Raw genomic sequence first — 16,570 nt, 5'->3', positions numbered from 1 at the left:
TACAATCCCACTTGGAATTATTTTAAGGAACTCGTCAAAGAAGAATTACATAGCCAAGAAGGCTCTCGTATCTACGCCAAACGGAAAATCGATGTTGAACCCGTTTTTGGTAGGTTAAAGAGCGTTTTTGGCGTTCGCAGAGTTCACGTTAGAGGAAATCAAGCAGTCCAAACGGAGCTTGGCTTCCTCTTTATGAGCATGAATCTTACAAAATTGGCTAAGAATCTAGCCTTAAAAACGTCACATACTCAAAAACCACCCAGTGATTCTTTCGTCTTGATTGTTTTCGAGACAGAAATCACTGGGTGGTTTTATGTTGAAGCTCGTTTTTGCCCAGCCTCTTCAAGAACAGATACAAAAGTTAGTGTACCTTATTTATTTGAGTGATTTAATTTTAAAACGTCTTCTGAGACCTTCTGCACGCGCACCCAGCAAATCATCTGCAGTCTTGGTCATCAATGAAAGACTACCATAGACTGCCACACCGATCGCACCAACTAGCACCAGATAAATAACACTTGTCACACGTGTTGTAGGTGACATAAAGAGCGATAAGAGACCTGTTACCACGGCTACAACAATTCCCATAACAAGTGCCATAAGCACATAGAGTAGGGTTGATTTGAAGATCTTTTGACGGTTAAATCGAGTTACCTTCTGAATTTGATTGAACATGAGGACAATCGGTACTGCCAAACCAATAGCCGTTGTGAGGAGCGGACCGTAGGCATGGAAGAAATAGATGAAAGGAACTTGAAGAACAACCTTAATCACCAAACCATAGACAAAGTAGGTAATAGCTTTGCGATTTTCAAAAAGAGCCTGAAGCATTGGTGCCAAAATACTGTAGTAGGCTAGGAAGAGTACCTGAAGGAGGGCACCGACAAAGAGCCAAAGTGCCTGTGAGCTTGGCGCTCCGTAGAAGATGGTATAGAGCGGTGCTGCTAGAATCAATGAGCCAGTCAAGGCTGGGAGCAAGACGAGATTGAGCATATTAAGATTATTGATGACAAGTCGTGCTGCCGCTTTTTGATCCTTATTGACAAAGTTTTCTGTCAGGAGCGGAATACCTGCTCCACCGATAGCTGTCGCCAGAGAAATCAAAATCATGGTTACCTTGTTTGGATTACTTGAGAAATAGGCATAGACAATCTTAAGCTCTTGGTTAGACTGACTTGTAAAGTATTCCATCACATTGATAAATGAAAATTGGTCAACAATTTGGAAGAGCTGAATGGCTGAACCTGTGATAATGAAAGGAATAGCCTCACGGACTGTTTCAATAATGATTGATTTAGTGTCAACAGTAACAGATTCTGGCTTCTTACCAAAGACCTTAAAGAGCATGCCTTCTCTCCATAAAAAGAAGAAAAGAACTGCTAGACTGGCAAGCATCCCAATAAAGGCTGCGAAGGTTGACTGGACAACAGCCTCAGCATAATTTCCTGAACCAAGCTTCATAATCATAAAGGCTGTCATCAGCATCCAAATGACACGGATAACCTGCTCTGCAATTTGACTCATGGCATAAGGTTTAAGATTATTAAAACCTTGGAAAAAGCCGCGCATGACAGACATGGCTGGGAAGATAAAGACAGCCCAAGATAGACTCTTCATAACAGGAACTAGCTCTGCTCCACCACCACTCATGCTAGCTAGCAAAGGAGAGCCCAGATACATGATAAGAGCGAAAATAAAGCCTAGAATCATCATAAAACTGAGAATTTTTCTCAGTAGATAGTAGTTTGTCTCTTCTTGGCCTAAGGTATTATACTTAGAAACTTGCTTGGCAATAGCAACAGGAATACCTGCTGTTGAAATCAATAGGAAGATGGCGTAGATATTATAACCCATCCCGAAGAGGGCATTAGCCTCCTCACCATGAGATCCCATCCAACTATACCAAGGGATAATGTAAAAGGCACCCAGAAGGCGACTGATAAAGTTAGAAGCTGTTAGCCAGGCACTCCCTCTGACCATCTGCTCCTGCTGAGACAGTTTGTTTTCTTTTTCTGACATGTTTATTCTTTCTGTAGTAAGCATCAAAAGACACTTTCATTGCTATGTCACGGAGTTTCTTAGTTCCCTGGCATAGCTTAAGGAAAGTATCAAAAGACTTTTATTTTATACTATTTGTTCAGAAATCATTTTCTTTTTTAATAAAATACTTTTCGCTCTACTATCTTACTTATTTTCGAAAGCAGCTTAGTATCAAAATAGTAATTCCTACTGCAACGAGCTAAGCGAGTTCTAAACGATAACTTTCGCCGTGGTGTTAAGAGCGACGAAGTCGCTCGGGGGAAAGAAAAAGACTTGAGGCTTTTTCTTTAGTAATGAAACCAAAGGTTTGCTTACGACCCCACCACCTAAGAAAGTTATCAAAAGACAAGATAGTTCTGAACGATACTAAAAAACTAATCTGTGATTTCTAAATAAATCCATTATAAACTTTTGCTTGTCACTTGTAAAACACTAGCATAAAGTCTAAAATAGTAAGCATGATAAGTATTGAACAAACATTAAGCATTTTAAAAAATGACCACAATTTTCGTGAGATTATCAAGGATGGAGACTATGTCTATGATATGTCTGGACTGACCTTCCAAAAAATCTCCTATGATAGCCGACAAGTCGATGGAGAGACTCTCTTTTTTGCCAAGGGTGCAGCCTTTAAACGTGATTACCTTCTTTCTGCAATTGAGGCAGGACTGACTTTCTATGTTTCAGAAGTCGATTACGAAGTTGATATTCCTCTTATTTTGGTTTCCAATATTAAACAGGCTATGAGTTTGATTGCTATGGCTTTCTATAAGAATCCTCAGGAAAAGCTCAAACTTCTAGCCTTTACAGGAACTAAGGGAAAAACCACTGCTGCCTACTTTGCTTACAAGATTCTCAGTCAACATCACAAACCCGCTATGCTATCAACCATGAACACAACTCTTGATGGCAAGACTTTCTTCAAGTCTAAGCTCACAACACCTGAGAGTCTGGACCTCTTCGCTATGATGGCGGAGGCTGTTGACAACGGTATGACCCACCTCATCATGGAGGTTTCCAGCCAGGCTTACCTGACCCAGCGTGTCTATGGTTTGACCTTTGATGTCGGCGTTTTCCTCAACATCAGTCCTGACCATATCGGACCGATTGAGCATCCGACCTTCGAGGACTACTTCTACCACAAGCGTCTTTTGATGGAAAATAGCAGAGCAGTCATTGTAAACAGTGATATGGACCATTTCCAAGTTCTCAAAGAGCAGGTGAGAGACCAAGAACATGACTTTTACGGTAGCCAGTCTCAAAATACTATCAGTCAATCCCAAGCCTTCTCATTTGATCTTGAAGGTAAACTAGCTGGTCATTACGATATTCAATTGATTGGTCACTTCAATCAGGAAAATGCTATCGCAGCTGGTCTAGCCTGTCTTCGATTGGGAGCTAGCCTATCTGACATTCAAAAAGGAATTGCAGAAACATCAGTTCCTGGACGTATGGAAGTCCTCACTCAAGCCAATGGTGCCAAAATCTTTGTTGACTACGCCCATAATGGAGACAGTCTTGAAAAACTGCTCGATGTCGTTGCCCAACACCAAAAAGGCCAATTGATTTTGATTCTAGGAGCTCCCGGAAATAAAGGAGAAAGCCGTCGTGCTGACTTTGGTCGTGTTATCAATAGCTACCCAGATCTCGATATTATCCTAACAGCAGATGACCCTAACTTCGAAGATCCAGCAGACATCTGCCAAGAGATTGCCAGTCACATCAAGCGTCCTGTTTCAATTATTGTGGACCGTGAAGAGGCAATCCAAAAGGCCAGTCAATTAACGTCAAGCGAGTTGGATGCCATTATTATCGCAGGAAAAGGTGCCGACGCCTTCCAAATCGTCAAAGGTGAACGCGCAGCCTATCCTGGTGACCTAGAAATCGCTAAAAAATATCTATAATAAAAAGGTTGGACAACACATCCAACCTTTTGAAATAGCTAAAATAGTTAATTTCCTCAAGACTTGTTCCTTGCTAAATCAACTCATCGCTTCAAGCTAGTAAGCATCGTAAATTAGCACTTTTTGCTGACCAGTTAAGAGGCTGGGCAAAAAGTCTTTAAATATAGAAAATAGCTTAGAACTATGTTGTCAGAAACATTGATTCTAAGCTATTTTTTTATATTCAAATTTTAATTGCAATGCTAAAATTTTAGTTTTTGCCCAGCCTCATCTTTTTTGAAGGAATAACTTAGGCTGATTTTTTCCTAAATCCAATTTTATAGGCTGTAAAGTAACCACCTGCCAGAAGCCCAGCTCCTCCCAAAAGATTTCCAAACCAAACAATAACAAGATTATTAAAAATTTGATCCAGACTGATACCACCAGCCAAGTAGCCGGCAAATAGAAAAAACATATTAGCAACCACGTGCTGGTAACCTACAATAATAAAACTCACTGCAATCAACGAGGCAGTGACAACCTTACCTGTTACATCCTTTGCTGCCATGGCCATGTAAATACCAGAGCTCACTAGAAGATTACAAGCTACCGCTGAAAAGAAAGTTGGTAGTGGCTGTCCCAGCCTTCCCTGTGCAATAGCTAGTGTTTTAGGAGCATAATCTCCTGTTAAGGTTGCAGACAAGTATCCAAAAAAGTAAGCTACCAAGACAGCTCCAACTAAATTGGCAAGACTAACTATTAATAGATTAATTCCCCATTGCTTTAGACTAATTTTTCGATCAAAAAGAGCCATTGACAAACAGAACATATTCCCTGTTACTAACTCTCCTCCTAAAATAATTAAGGCCACTAAACCAAATGGAAAGGCCAATCCTCCTATGAAGCTTGATAAACTTCCAAATTCTTTAGGAAGTAGTGCCATAACTCTAATGACAGCAACACCCGCTAACGCTATAAAACCACTAGCAAAAATACCTAATATAAAGGTTGTTAAGTAACTATTATTAGCCTTTGCCTGTCCTGATTGGATTGCTTGTTCAACAAGTTCTTTTGGTGTAAACATGTTTATCTCCTTTGCATTACTAATGATGAGCCTAGATACAATCTCAAAACTCTCTTAGGTTAATAAATTGGGTAACTATACCAACTATTCTAACAAAGCGCCTTCTCTCTGCATAATCACTTTTTCTTATTACTAGCCATAAGAGAAATTTATAGAGATTATTTTAGTTTTTATAACAATTATCATTACTATTTTTAATGATTATCAATAAAAAAACTTTCCTTAAAAGCCTTTATCGAGGCTTTTTTCTATGTTAAAATAAAAAAATATAATGTTTCAATCTGTTTTTAATAAATTGAAACCATTCTTTGTATCATATTCTAGAAAGGAGATTTTTATGTCAGACATTCGTGCCCAAGAGATTGCGGTTGCTTATGACAAACGTTTGATTATCGATGATTTGACAGTGGAGATTCCTAGTCAGAAGGTGACAACCATCATCGGTGCTAATGGTTGTGGAAAATCAACTCTCTTAAAGGCTCTGACACGTATTCAAGCACTTAAAGAAGGGCAGATCTATATTGATGGCGAGGCTATTGCCAAACTACCAACCAAAGAGATTGCTAAACGCATCGCCCTTCTGCCACAGGTTCTTGAAGCTACTGAAGGCATTACCGTCTATGAGCTAGTATCTTATGGACGTTTTCCTCATCAGCGCTACTTGGGTACTCTCAACCAAGAAGATCGTGATAAAATCCACTGGGCAATGGAAGTGACCAAGGTCACTGAATTTGCTAACAGCGAAGTCGATTCCCTGTCAGGTGGCCAGCGCCAGCGTGTTTGGATTGCTATGGCACTTGCTCAGGATACGGACACCATTTTCCTAGATGAGCCAACCACTTATCTGGATATGAACCATCAACTTGAGGTTTTGGAGTTACTCCAAAGACTGAATCGCGAATCTGGAAAAACCATCATCATGGTCCTCCACGATCTTAACCTATCAGCTCGTTTTTCGGATCATCTGATTGCTATGAAATCAGGCAGCATCCGTTATCAGGGTTCTGTAGAAGAGGTCATGACAGCTGAAGTCATCAGAGACATCTTTAAAATTGATGCTCAGATTACCACAGACCCTATCCATAAGAGACCTATTTTGCTGACTTATCAGCTTATATCATAAATTTTTAGGAGATATTGACTATGAAAAAGTTTTTAACAGCACTTCTTGCTATCTTTGCAGTTGTCACTCTTGCTGCATGTAGCAATTCATCTACAAGTTCTTCATCAGAAGAGACAACCCTATCAAGCAAGCCAAAAATCGAAGGCTTCAGCTACTCAGGTGATATTCCTGAAAATCCTAAAAAAGTAGTTAACTTCGCTTATTCTTACACAGGCTACCTCCTCCAACTCGGCATCAACGTTTCAAGCTACTCACTTGACCTTGAAAAAGATAGCCCTGCCTTTGGCGACAAATTAGCTGACGCTAAAAAATTGACTTCAAGCGACACTGAAACTATCGCTGCAGAAGAACCAGACCTTATCATCGCTTTCTCAACTGACGAAAACATTGATAAATTGAAAGAAATCGCTCCAGTCCTTGAAATCACTTACGGAACAAACGACTACCTTGAAATGATGACCAACCTTGGTAAAGTCTTTGGTAAAGAAGACGAAGCTGAAGAATGGCTTTCAAACTGGAAAGATAAAGTTGCTGACGCTAAAGAAGAACTCAGCTCAATCCTCCCTACATCAACTACCTTCACCGTTATGGACCTTTACGACAAGAACATCTACCTCTACGGTAACAACTGGGGTCGTGGTGGTGAGTTGATCTACGATGCACTCGGTTACTCAGCACCTGCTAAGGTTCAAAGCGATGTTTTCCCAACAGGTTACTTCGGCGTTTCTCAAGAAGCAATTGCTGACTACGTTGGTGACTACGCTCTCCTTAATGTCAACGATTCTACTAAAGAAGCTGCCGCTTCACTGACTGAAAGTGATGTTTGGAAAAATATGACTGCTGTTAAAGAAGGACATATCATTGAAAGCGACTACAACCTCTTCTACTTCTCAGATCCAATGTCACTTGACAAACAATTGGATGCCTTCGTCTCAGCTGTCAAAAAAGCAAACAGCTAATCATAGAAAGTAAACACATGAACAAGAATTCTCTTGGTCAGAAGAATAAGCCAAATCATATTTGGCTTGTTTTTTTCATTATTCTGGCTTTATTTATCAGCGGTTGGTATGTCGGTCTTCGATTTGGAGCTATCGCTTATAGCAACGCTCAAGTCTGGCAGGTCATTCAAAATCCACTGACCAACTCTAAAATTCAAGATGTCATCTTCGACCTACGCCTCCCACGTATCATAGCAACCCTCTTAGTTGGTGCCGCCATGGCACAGGCTGGTTCAATCATGCAAGGTGTCACCCGCAACCCTATCGCTGACCCTGGTCTTTTGGGAATCAATGCTGGCGCTGGTCTTGCCTTGATTATCGGCTATGCTATTTTCGGTAGTATGCATTATAGCCTTATTCTCTTTGTCTGTCTCCTAGGGTCGCTATTGGCAGCTCTACTCGTTTTTGGTCTGTCTTATCAGTCTAAAAAGGGATACAATCAGCTGCGCCTCATTCTTGCTGGTGCTATGATTTCTACACTTTTCTCTGCTATCGGTCAGGCAATTACACTTTACTTTGACCTGTCAAAAACCGTTATCGGTTGGCAGGCTGGTGGCTTTGTTGAAATCAATTGGAAAATGATTGGTATCATTGCTCCCTTTATCATTCTTGGTCTTCTCCTAGCTCAGCTATTTGCCCATCAATTAACCATTCTCAGTCTCAACGAGACCGTCGCAAAAGCGCTGGGACAGAAGACTTTTCTCACAACAATCGCTCTGCTTGCCATCGTTTTGGTTCTATCTGCCTCATCTGTTGCCCTGGTCGGGTCTATCTCCTTTATCGGTCTTATTATCCCTCATTTTATCCGCATGTTTGTATCCAAGGACTACCGCATCCTTCTACCTATGACAGCCTTTGCTGGAGCTACTTTCATGCTCTGGGTGGATATTATCTGCCGTACCATCAATCCTCCAAAAGAAACACCAATCAGTGCTGTTATTGCCATTGTTGGACTCCCTTGCTTCCTTTGGTTGGTTAGAAGGGGGAAAAATCTATGATGACCAAAAAGAAACTTCTTATCAGTTTCGGACTCTTGATTGCAGTCCTATTGCTAATCTTCCTGACCTCTCTATCCATCGGCTATGCTAATGCTTCCTTTAGTGATACTTTGTCTGTCTTTTTTGGAAATGGTAGCCAGGCTATGAATCTGATTATCTTTAAAATCAGACTTCCTCGCATCCTAGCAGCTATCTTAGGCGGTGCTTCTCTTGCCTTGTCAGGAATGCTCCTTCAGACCCTAACCAAAAATCCTCTAGCTGACTCGGGAATTCTAGGAATCAATACGGGAGCAGGGCTAGTCATTGCTATCATGGTTGCCTTCTTAGATAGCTCAAGTGTCAATATCATCTCACTTATGCCCTTCATGGCCATGCTGGGTGGTATCTTGACTATCATGATTGTCTATCTTATTTCTCGAAAGAAAAATCATGGTATCAGCCCAACAAGGCTGATCATCACAGGTGTCGGTGTCTCAACCATGCTATCAGGTGTTATGGTCTCTGTTATCAGCAAACTCAATGATAATAAAACCGACTACATCGTCTCTTGGCTGAGTGGTAAGATTACTGGAGACAATTGGACAGTGCTTGCAATCTTCACACCAATTCTCATCATTCTCTGGCTCTTAACTTACACGCGCAGCCAATCTCTCAATATCATGAATCTTAATGAGCAGACTGCTCTCGCTCTTGGACTCAACCTCCAAAAAGAACGATTGATTTCGCTGGTACTCTCGACAGCCCTCGCATCCCTATCAGTTGTTCTGGTCGGAAATATCACCTTTGTCGGGCTAGTTGCAGGTCACGTTAGCCGACGTTTGATGGGAAGCGACCATCGCATCAGCCTACCAGCAAGTATGCTGATGGGAATGATACTCCTCCTCATCGCAGATACCATTGGTCGTGTCCTACTCATTGGAACAGGCATCCCGACAGGACTCATCGTCTCCATCATCGGTGCCCCTTACTTCCTCTACCTCATGACAAAGGTCGAAAGTTAATCTCCAACAATGAAAAAAACTTCCAATCGGAAGTTTTTTCTATGCTCTAAATGTCAATCTGTCTTGGTCAAAGTCCATGCGAAGCTCATACTTGTCATCTGCATTTTTCTCAATATAGCCTAGAATTTCAAGACTCTTGACAAAAATATCTGGTCGCTTCTGCATAAGGGCATCCTTTCGACCATACTTAAGAAGAAAGGTCGTCATATACTTGAGGGCATACTCAGGATTGACATCACCTAGAACGTGATAGAGTTTGTCTTGTTCTTGGGACATAGGCTGCGCAGTTCTCAATTTATAAAAATAATTTGACAGAGTTAATTCATCTCGACTGATATTAGTCGTCTCAAAAATCCTTGCCACATTGGTCTGGTTAAGTGTCTCTGACTCAAATCTCAGCGCCAGCAATTCTTCATAGATAGGCGACTCCGTATCAACGAAAATCATCTCCTCCAAAGAAACTTGACTAAGATCAGTTAAAAGAGGCAAACTCAGATAATAGCGCTTGTCCTTACGCTCGATATAGCCAGCCTGAATGTAAGTTTCCAACTGACGGTCCAAATGCTTCACCTCAGGGAAATCCTTCTTAATCTGGCGCAGAATAATATCATCATGCTCAGTCATGTAGGCTATCAGCTCTTGGAAAAATGGCTGACGCGTTAATTTATCGGGATTAAAAATCTTTATCATAAAACATATTATAACACAAAAGAGACCACTACTGTCAGTTATCCTCAACAAGGATGTGACAGAGTGACCTCTTTTTATATTAGCTCTCTAAGGAGAAATAAACAATTTTTTCGGTAAAAATTAGAAAAAATTACTAGTCTCTTTTACGTTTTACAACAGGGACTGCAAGAAGAAGTAAACCAAGACCTGCTACTGACCAAAGAACATCAGACTTATCTCCTGTGCTTGGAAGTGCTGATTTTGTTTGTGCTTTTGTTCCAGCAGACTGTTCACTTGTTGCTTGACCGACAGATGAACCATTTGGTTTACCTTTATCAGATCCATTTCCAGAAGGAAGAACTGTAGTCGTACTTGTTGTCGTTTTAGTAGTTTCTTCTGTAGTTGGCTCTTCTGTCGTAGAAGTTGTTGTTGACTCCTCTGTCGTAGAAGTTGTTGTTGACTCCTCTGTTGTCGAAGTTGTTGTTGACTCCTCTGTTGTCGAAGTTGTTGTTGACTCCTCTGTCGTAGAAGTTGTTGTTGACTCCTCTGTTGTTGAGGTCGTCGTTGACTCCTCCGTTGTCGAAGTTGTCGTTGGCTCTTCTGTTGTCGAAGTCGTCGTTGACTCCTCTGTTGTCGAGGTAGTCGTTGACTCCTCGGTCATAGAAGTTGTCGTTGACTCTTCTGTTGTTGAGGTCGTCGTTGACTCCTCCGTTGTCGAAGTTGTCGTTGGCTCTTCTGTTGTCGAGGTCGTCGTTGGCTCCTCCGTTGTTGAAGTCGTTGTTGACTCTTCCGTCGTTGAAGTCGTCGTTGACTCCTCTGTTGTTGAGGTTGTCGTTGACTCTTCTGTCGTCGAAGTGGTCGTTGACTCTTCTGTTGTTGAAGTGGTCGTTGGCTCTTCTGTTGTCGAAGTCGTCGTCGGATCCTCCGTCGTTGTAGTCGTTGTTGACTCCTCTGTTGTCGAAGTGGTTGATTCTTCTGTCGTTGTTTGAGGATTGTAAGTATTTGTAATTGTTGTTCCTGATGTTGGTGATCCCACAGATGCAACATACTGATCATCCTCAAGCGTTACATTGACAAAATATTTCAAACTTTGATCAGAGTAAGTGTAGTCCTCATCAGTCCCTGCAATCTCACGAACAATGTAAGAATAAAGCCCTGCTTTTTGGTAAGTAATTGGATCAAATTGGATACTTCCATCTGCAGTATTTCTTGTTGTCGAAACGAGTGTTTCATTTCCTGATGAATCGACTTGATATAGAGCAAATTCAAACTGACCATCTTCAAGGTCGACTGTCTGTCCACTTGTATCCTGAACTTGTTTTTGCGCTTCAATTACAGCAGAAGTTGATTTATTTCCCCAGGCAATTCCCCAAGATGAGAAATCATAAGAAACAGTCTTCGTAATTGAGCGATCAGGAATATTTGAACCAGAAATTGTCAATTGATTTGACAAAGTTCCAGTTACTGCACTTGTATCAGTGATACGAGTACTATATTGAATAATGTAAGCTGGTGAGTACTCTGGTGAGCTTCCTCCTCCGTACACATTGTTGTATGGACTGCTATCGCCACGCATCTGGTCAAAAACAAAACTAAATGACTGTGCACCCTCTCCAGATGATAAAGTCTGTCCAGATGCATCTGTGTAAGTCACATATGAACTTAGATTGTTTGTAACAGATCCAGCACGCGCCTCTGCTTCGCTAGCATAGCCACCTGACTTATAAGCAAGCTGCACTAGGCGTACATTTCCTGTTAGTGTTTGACCACTTCCAAGAGTATCTTGAATAACAAGGTTTCTGATGATATCTTGGCTCGAATCCACCACAACAAACCAGTTAATCAAGGTTGGGTCTGAGCTACTTACAAAACCATATTTAAAGGTATAGTTGTCAATAGCTCCATCTCCTGAACCAGCATAATCATAGCTCAATTCATTTGAAACAGGATATTCAAATGAAATTGTCGCTGCTGTAGGATTTTCATCCTGAACTTGCTTACTAGCAATAACATTCAAACCGATATTGAGCCCCTTATCAAGAGAATTTTCTTTGAAATAAGTTTCGCCCTCGTCAGAGAATGTAATTCTAATTGTTGAATCACTTGCAGAAGTTGTGTAAGAACCAACAGCTTTTCCAGCTACCGTCACCAATTGATTTGTTAACGATGTTGGAAAGGCTAACTCTGCAGGCAATTGTAAATCTATCGTATCACCACTTGAAATAGTCTGTTCATTTGGGAGTGACAGGGTCACATCAAGTGACATAGTCTCTCCACTAGATACTTGACCATTTGAAGTTAGTGTTGCTCCAGTTACCGTAAAAGTTGTAATCTCAGTTGCCTGAGCTGATTTGGTCCCCTTAAACAGGACTCCAAAAACGCCTAGCAAGATTACACCTAAGGTAAGGATTGAAAAAATCTTCTTCCTAAACGTCATCTTTTTCTCTCTTTTTCTTTTTTAACCATCCTTCCTAATTTTTACCACCTTTATTATACAATATTAGCCCATCTGTCCACAATAAGTTGTGCAATAATTTTTGAAATTTAATTTAAATTTTATTTATAAGAAAATAATGATTAAATAAAAACAATTACATTCAATTAATAACAATTAGAAAAAGAGGACAAAACAAACGTTTTGAACCTCTTTTTTATAAATATTAAGCATTGAAGCTTTCTGTCAATTGTGGCACAACTTGTTTTTTACGTGACACAGCACCTTCAAGGAAGGCATGGTTGTTTTCAAGTTTAAAGTTAAAGGCTGCTTCTACTTTATCCATATTGCTTCCGATTGCCAAGATTTCTGAGTTTGAGTTAAGGATATCAGTAATCATAAGAACAAAGTCTGAGTATCCGTTAGCTTGGTTGCTTGCTTGGATAGCTGCTTCGATTTCCTCTTGACGTGCAAGAACATCATTAATATCAACTGTGTTAACTTGAGCGACACGAACATTATTTCCATTGAGTTCAAATGTTTTGGCATCGATATCAATCAATTCTTCTGCTGACTTGCTTGCAAGGTTTGTACCAGCTTTCAAAAGCTCCAAACCATACTCTTCCAAATCAACACCAGCAAGCTCTGCCAATTCTTTAGCTACTTGTGGATCAGTTGCGTGAGTTGTTGGTGATTTAAGAAGCAAAGTATCTGAGATCAAACCTGAAAGCATAAGACCTGCGATTTCTTTAGGAACTTCGACACCATTTTCTTTATACATACGGTAAACGATTGAGCTTGCAGAACCAACTGGCTCAAGACGCATGAAAAGTGGGTTTGCTGTTTCAAAGTTAGCAACACGGTGGTGGTCAACAACACCCATAACTTCAACTTCTTTGATATCTGAAATTGATTGTTGGAATTCGTTGTGGTCTGTCAAGATAACTGTATCAACACCTTCAGCCTTAGCTGATGTAACAACACGTGGTGCTTCAACACCAAAATAGTTAAGCGCAAAAGCAGTTTCTTCGTTTGGCTCACCTAGTGCAACCACCTCTGCATCAAGACCATGTGCTTGACGAGCAAGGTAAGCATAAGCGTATGATGATCCGATAGCATCTGAGTCAGGATTTTGGTGACCAAAAACAAAAACTTTAGACATGTTTTTTATACCTCTGAAATTATATTTTTCTTAATTATAACATAAATTAGGTCAACTTGAAACGATTTCAAAGTCAGATTCATGCAAAAAGACCAGCTAAAATCAGCTAGTCTTTACTTCTTAATTAACCTAGTTCAGTTACGTATTGATAGGCTTGCATGGCAGCGATAGCTCCATCTCCAACTGCTGTGGCTACTTGACGTAGTTTTTTCTGACGAACATCTCCGATAGCAAAGATACCTGGAATGCTTGTTACCATCTGCTCGTCTGTTATAATCCAGCCTGCTTCATCTGTAATACCTAAGTCTTTAACAAAATCTGATACAGGATCAAGTCCTACAAAGATAAAGACACCACCAAATTCATGGTTAGTTACTTGACCAGTCTTAACATTTTCAATGTCAACACTTGTTACCTTAACATCATTACCTTTGATTTCTTTAACGACAGAATCCCAGATAAAGTTAACTTTTTCATTTGCAAAGGCACGGTCTTGTAAGACTTCCTGCGCACGCAATTGGTCACGACGGTGAACGATAGTGACAGAGTTAGCAAATCGTGTCAAGAAAAGACCTTCTTTGACGGCTGAATCGCCTCCACCAACTACAAGTAAATCCTGTCCACGGAAGAAGGCACCATCACAGACAGCACAGTAAGAAACACCTCGTCCAGTGTACTCTTCCTCACCAGCTACACCTACTGGACGGTGCTTAGCACCAGTCGCAATAATAACAGTCTTAGTCTCATAAGACTCGTCGTCAGTCTTAACGACTTTATAGTCTCCCTTGTCTTCGATACCAGTTACGATACCGTAAAGATTTTCAACACCCATTTTTTCAAGCGGCTCATACATCTTCATTGACAATTCTGGACCTGAGATCAATTCATAACCTGGGTAGTTTTCAATATCTGATGTATTGTTCATCTGTCCACCAGGGGCACCCTGCTCAAGCATAGCAACTTTTAGGTTTGAACGTGCGGCATAAAGCGCTGCTGTCATCCCTGCAGGGCCAGCTCCAATAATAATTGTATCGTACATAGCTTATCTCCTTTGTTTCGTTTCTATGTGGTAATTGTACCAATTGGTACAGAAATTTGCAATCAATCTGCTCAAACTAGTTTGAACGAATCATCAAAATAATAGCCATAAAGGCAAAAGACAAGATTGGAATAGAAACCATAGCCATCATCAGTGCATCATAGAGCGCTGCCTGACGTTCTCTGACTGTTTTATCTAACTTACGACTTGCTCTAAAAAAGAGCCAACCAGCTAGAAAAAGGGTCACAACCAAGATGGAAACCATCAATCCTTGAATATAAAATGAAAAAATATCTAATAACATGTTACAAACCTATCGCAAACTATTTTTTGAAAAGCCTAGCTCAATAAGGTAAAAAACTCTTACATATAAATTTAGCCAAGCCTTCTCTTTTGAACATCTTATCTTTCAAAATGACAGACAATAAGAGAAAAGTTGAGCATCTTGCCCAACTCTTTTGTTCTTGTTTTATTTTCCAAGACAAGACTGAGGTAGACTTCAGAAATCTAAGACGGTATCTTGATTTCAATCCCCTTCATTATATCAAATATAGGTCTTGTTGTAACTAGCGAAAAATTCTTTGGTTCTTTCTTCTTTTGGATGTTTAAAGACTTCCTCAGGTGTTCCTTGCTCAAGGATATGTCCTTTTTCAAGGAAGAGAACCTTATCAGCCACCTGATAGACAAAGTTCATATCATGACTAACCAAAATCATAGTTTGTCCTGACTTAGCAGCATCAGCGATTGATTTTTCAACCTCACCAACCAACTCAGGGTCAAGGGCAGATGTTGGCTCATCAAGAAGAAGCACATCAGGTTTCATGGCCAAGGCACGAGCAAGAGCGACACGCTGTTTCTGACCACCTGAAAGATGGCGTGGATAATGGAATTGACGATCTGACAATCCAACCTTAGCTAGCTCTTCTTTAGCAATTTTAGTTGCTTCAGCATCAGGCATTTTCTTAACGATTTTAAGACCTTCTTTAACATTGTCCAAGGCTGTGCGACGTTCAAAAAGATTGAACTGTTGGAAAACCATTGACAGCTTACGGCGAAGAGTCAAAATTTCTTCATTTGAAATATGTGTGAAATCAACCTTGAAATCATCGATTTCAATCGTTCCAGCGTCAGCTTTTTCAAGATAATTCAAGCTGCGCAAGATAGTTGATTTACCAGCACCTGAGGCACCAACAAGGGCAATAACTTCACCTTTGTTGATGTCGATATCAATATCGTTCAGAACCTTCTGTCCTGAAAATTCTTTAGTCAAATGACGAATTTTAATCATTAACGAATACCTCCAGGAACTTCTGTTGTGATACTTTCTGGTGATTTGATTTCCATACGACGTTCCATGAAACGACCGATGTTTTCAATCACAATACTGATAATCCAGTAAACGATAGCAACTGAGATGTAGCGCTCAAAGTAACGGTAGTCTGAACCACCCAAGATTTGAGCCTGAGCATACATTTCCACGATACCAGCATTAAAGGCAAGTGATGTTCCCTTAGTCAAACCAATCAAAGAGTTGATTAGAGTTGGGATAGCGATAACTGCTGCATTTGGAATGATAACACGACGGTAAACCTGTGCTGAAGTCATCCCAAGACTGCGTGCTGCTTCAATTTCACCTGGATCAACTGCTTGAATGGCTGCACGAATGGTCTCACTAGTGTAGGCCGCTTCGTTAAAGGCAAAGGCAGTGATAGCAAAGACAGCTGCTGGAATGGCATTGATATTCCAGTTAAGGCCATATTGAGCATTTAGGTACTTCAAAAAGAGGGGAATACCATAGTAGGTAAGCATCAATTGAACCAAAATCGGTGTCCCACGAAGGAAGCTGACAAAGACAGCTTGAATGGGATAGATGATCTTAACGCGATTGATTTTAACAACGGCAAAGAGTAGGGCCAAAACTAGACCAAAAATAGCACCACCAATTGTTAACCCGAGTGTCTCAGGTAAGCGGCTCAGGATGCTTGGAATAGCATCAAAAACAGCTCTCCAGCTAAACAGTCTTCCATTTGGCACCATATCCACAAAGGACTGATACCATGATGCGACAGCTAATGTTGTAGAAGTCATAAAAGAGTTCCTTTATCTTGTATTTTTATCTATTCATTTTACCATTACTGA

At 40.6% G+C, this 16,570-nt stretch carries 15 protein-coding genes; 6 read left to right on the top strand and 9 right to left on the bottom strand.

Going from position 1 to position 16,570, the window contains the following annotated elements; translation table 11 throughout:
- Positions 1 to 387 (top strand): transposase (locus tag JOC28_RS03500; protein WP_205009262.1); only part of this gene is annotated, 387 nt, incomplete at its 5' end.
- Here JOC28_RS03500 and JOC28_RS03495 read toward each other — a convergent pair.
- Positions 376 to 2,019, bottom strand: coding sequence for a putative polysaccharide biosynthesis protein (locus tag JOC28_RS03495; protein ID WP_205009261.1), 1,644 nt, complete (start codon positions 2,017 to 2,019; stop codon positions 376 to 378). The two genes, JOC28_RS03500 and JOC28_RS03495, sit on opposite strands and share 12 nt — an antisense overlap.
- A 479-nt stretch (positions 2,020 to 2,498) precedes the next feature.
- Here JOC28_RS03495 and JOC28_RS03490 point away from each other — a divergent pair, with 479 nt between their 5' ends.
- Positions 2,499 to 3,944: a UDP-N-acetylmuramoyl-L-alanyl-D-glutamate--L-lysine ligase gene (locus tag JOC28_RS03490; protein ID WP_205009260.1), complete on the top strand. Its 1,446-nt coding sequence runs from the start codon at positions 2,499 to 2,501 to the stop codon at positions 3,942 to 3,944.
- Positions 3,945 to 4,233: 289 nt separating this feature from the next.
- Here the strand turns inward: JOC28_RS03490 and JOC28_RS03485 are convergent, their stop codons facing one another.
- Positions 4,234 to 5,007: a formate/nitrite transporter family protein gene (locus JOC28_RS03485; RefSeq protein ID WP_205009259.1), complete on the bottom strand. Its 774-nt coding sequence runs from the start codon at positions 5,005 to 5,007 to the stop codon at positions 4,234 to 4,236.
- Between the two features lie 337 nt (positions 5,008 to 5,344).
- Between JOC28_RS03485 and JOC28_RS03480 the strand changes: the two genes are divergently transcribed.
- From JOC28_RS03480 to JOC28_RS03465, 4 genes are read left to right on the top strand one after another with little or no spacing between them, the layout of a single operon-like run.
- Positions 5,345 to 6,130 carry an ABC transporter ATP-binding protein gene (locus tag JOC28_RS03480; protein WP_205009258.1) on the top strand — a complete coding sequence of 262 codons (786 nt, stop codon included), beginning with the start codon at positions 5,345 to 5,347 and terminating at the stop codon, positions 6,128 to 6,130.
- Positions 6,131 to 6,150: 20 nt separating this feature from the next.
- Positions 6,151 to 7,089: an ABC transporter substrate-binding protein gene (locus tag JOC28_RS03475; protein WP_205009257.1), complete on the top strand. Its 939-nt coding sequence runs from the start codon at positions 6,151 to 6,153 to the stop codon at positions 7,087 to 7,089.
- Positions 7,090 to 7,106: 17 nt separating this feature from the next.
- Positions 7,107 to 8,126, top strand: coding sequence for a FecCD family ABC transporter permease (locus tag JOC28_RS03470; protein ID WP_205009256.1), 1,020 nt, complete (start codon positions 7,107 to 7,109; stop codon positions 8,124 to 8,126).
- Entirely contained in the window at positions 8,123 to 9,127 is a 1,005-nt protein-coding gene (locus JOC28_RS03465; protein ID WP_205009255.1) for a FecCD family ABC transporter permease, read from the top strand. Before JOC28_RS03470 ends, JOC28_RS03465 begins: the two co-directional genes overlap by 4 nt.
- 39 nt (positions 9,128 to 9,166) lie before the next feature.
- Here the strand turns inward: JOC28_RS03465 and JOC28_RS03460 are convergent, their stop codons facing one another.
- From JOC28_RS03460 to JOC28_RS03430, 7 genes are all read right to left on the bottom strand, one after another.
- Positions 9,167 to 9,817 (bottom strand): DUF1803 domain-containing protein, encoded by a 651-nt coding sequence (locus tag JOC28_RS03460; protein ID WP_205009254.1) that lies wholly within the window; start codon positions 9,815 to 9,817, stop codon positions 9,167 to 9,169.
- 133 nt (positions 9,818 to 9,950) lie between these two features.
- On the bottom strand, positions 9,951 to 12,233 hold the full coding sequence (locus JOC28_RS03455) for a collagen binding domain-containing protein (protein ID WP_205009253.1): 2,283 nt from the start codon (positions 12,231 to 12,233) through the stop codon (positions 9,951 to 9,953).
- 223 nt (positions 12,234 to 12,456) lie between these two features.
- Positions 12,457 to 13,392 (bottom strand): manganese-dependent inorganic pyrophosphatase, encoded by a 936-nt coding sequence (locus JOC28_RS03450; RefSeq protein ID WP_205009252.1) that lies wholly within the window; start codon positions 13,390 to 13,392, stop codon positions 12,457 to 12,459.
- Positions 13,393 to 13,516: 124 nt separating this feature from the next.
- A complete protein-coding gene (trxB, locus tag JOC28_RS03445; protein ID WP_205009251.1) occupies positions 13,517 to 14,431 on the bottom strand; it encodes a thioredoxin-disulfide reductase in 915 nt (304 codons plus the stop codon).
- A gap of 76 nt (positions 14,432 to 14,507) precedes the next feature.
- Positions 14,508 to 14,735: a DUF4059 family protein gene (locus JOC28_RS03440; protein ID WP_205009250.1), complete on the bottom strand. Its 228-nt coding sequence runs from the start codon at positions 14,733 to 14,735 to the stop codon at positions 14,508 to 14,510.
- Positions 14,736 to 14,975: 240 nt separating this feature from the next.
- Complete coding sequence (locus JOC28_RS03435; protein WP_205009249.1) at positions 14,976 to 15,719, bottom strand: amino acid ABC transporter ATP-binding protein; 744 nt, start codon at positions 15,717 to 15,719, stop codon at positions 14,976 to 14,978.
- Positions 15,719 to 16,519, bottom strand: a complete 801-nt coding sequence (locus JOC28_RS03430; protein ID WP_205009248.1) for an amino acid ABC transporter permease — start codon at positions 16,517 to 16,519, stop codon at positions 15,719 to 15,721. The genes JOC28_RS03435 and JOC28_RS03430 overlap by 1 nt, the downstream gene beginning before the upstream one ends.
- Positions 16,520 to 16,570: the final 51 nt, after the last annotated feature.

It is taken from the genome of Streptococcus loxodontisalivarius (assembly GCF_016908645.1).
Taxonomy (GTDB): domain Bacteria; phylum Bacillota; class Bacilli; order Lactobacillales; family Streptococcaceae; genus Streptococcus; species Streptococcus loxodontisalivarius.
Note: the sequence above shows the minus strand (reverse complement) of the source record. Positions and strands in the feature narration are given on the sequence as shown.

Excerpts from the sequence above, each read along its gene's own strand:
- JOC28_RS03470 (WP_205009256.1), top strand. The coding sequence starts at position 7,107 with ATGAACAAGAATTCTCTTGGTCAGAAGAATAAGCCAAATCATATTTGG.
- JOC28_RS03475 (WP_205009257.1), top strand. The coding sequence starts at position 6,151 with ATGAAAAAGTTTTTAACAGCACTTCTTGCTATCTTTGCAGTTGTCACT.
- JOC28_RS03455 (WP_205009253.1), bottom strand. The coding sequence starts at position 12,233 with ATGACGTTTAGGAAGAAGATTTTTTCAATCCTTACCTTAGGTGTAATC.
- JOC28_RS03485 (WP_205009259.1), bottom strand. The coding sequence starts at position 5,007 with ATGTTTACACCAAAAGAACTTGTTGAACAAGCAATCCAATCAGGACAG.
- trxB (WP_205009251.1), bottom strand. The coding sequence starts at position 14,431 with ATGTACGATACAATTATTATTGGAGCTGGCCCTGCAGGGATGACAGCA.
- JOC28_RS03480 (WP_205009258.1), top strand. The coding sequence starts at position 5,345 with ATGTCAGACATTCGTGCCCAAGAGATTGCGGTTGCTTATGACAAACGT.
- JOC28_RS03430 (WP_205009248.1), bottom strand. The coding sequence starts at position 16,519 with ATGACTTCTACAACATTAGCTGTCGCATCATGGTATCAGTCCTTTGTG.
- JOC28_RS03460 (WP_205009254.1), bottom strand. The coding sequence starts at position 9,817 with ATGATAAAGATTTTTAATCCCGATAAATTAACGCGTCAGCCATTTTTC.
- JOC28_RS03435 (WP_205009249.1), bottom strand. The coding sequence starts at position 15,719 with ATGATTAAAATTCGTCATTTGACTAAAGAATTTTCAGGACAGAAGGTT.
- JOC28_RS03440 (WP_205009250.1), bottom strand. The coding sequence starts at position 14,735 with ATGTTATTAGATATTTTTTCATTTTATATTCAAGGATTGATGGTTTCC.
- JOC28_RS03495 (WP_205009261.1), bottom strand. The coding sequence starts at position 2,019 with ATGTCAGAAAAAGAAAACAAACTGTCTCAGCAGGAGCAGATGGTCAGA.
- JOC28_RS03490 (WP_205009260.1), top strand. The coding sequence starts at position 2,499 with ATGATAAGTATTGAACAAACATTAAGCATTTTAAAAAATGACCACAAT.
- JOC28_RS03450 (WP_205009252.1), bottom strand. The coding sequence starts at position 13,392 with ATGTCTAAAGTTTTTGTTTTTGGTCACCAAAATCCTGACTCAGATGCT.
- JOC28_RS03465 (WP_205009255.1), top strand. The coding sequence starts at position 8,123 with ATGATGACCAAAAAGAAACTTCTTATCAGTTTCGGACTCTTGATTGCA.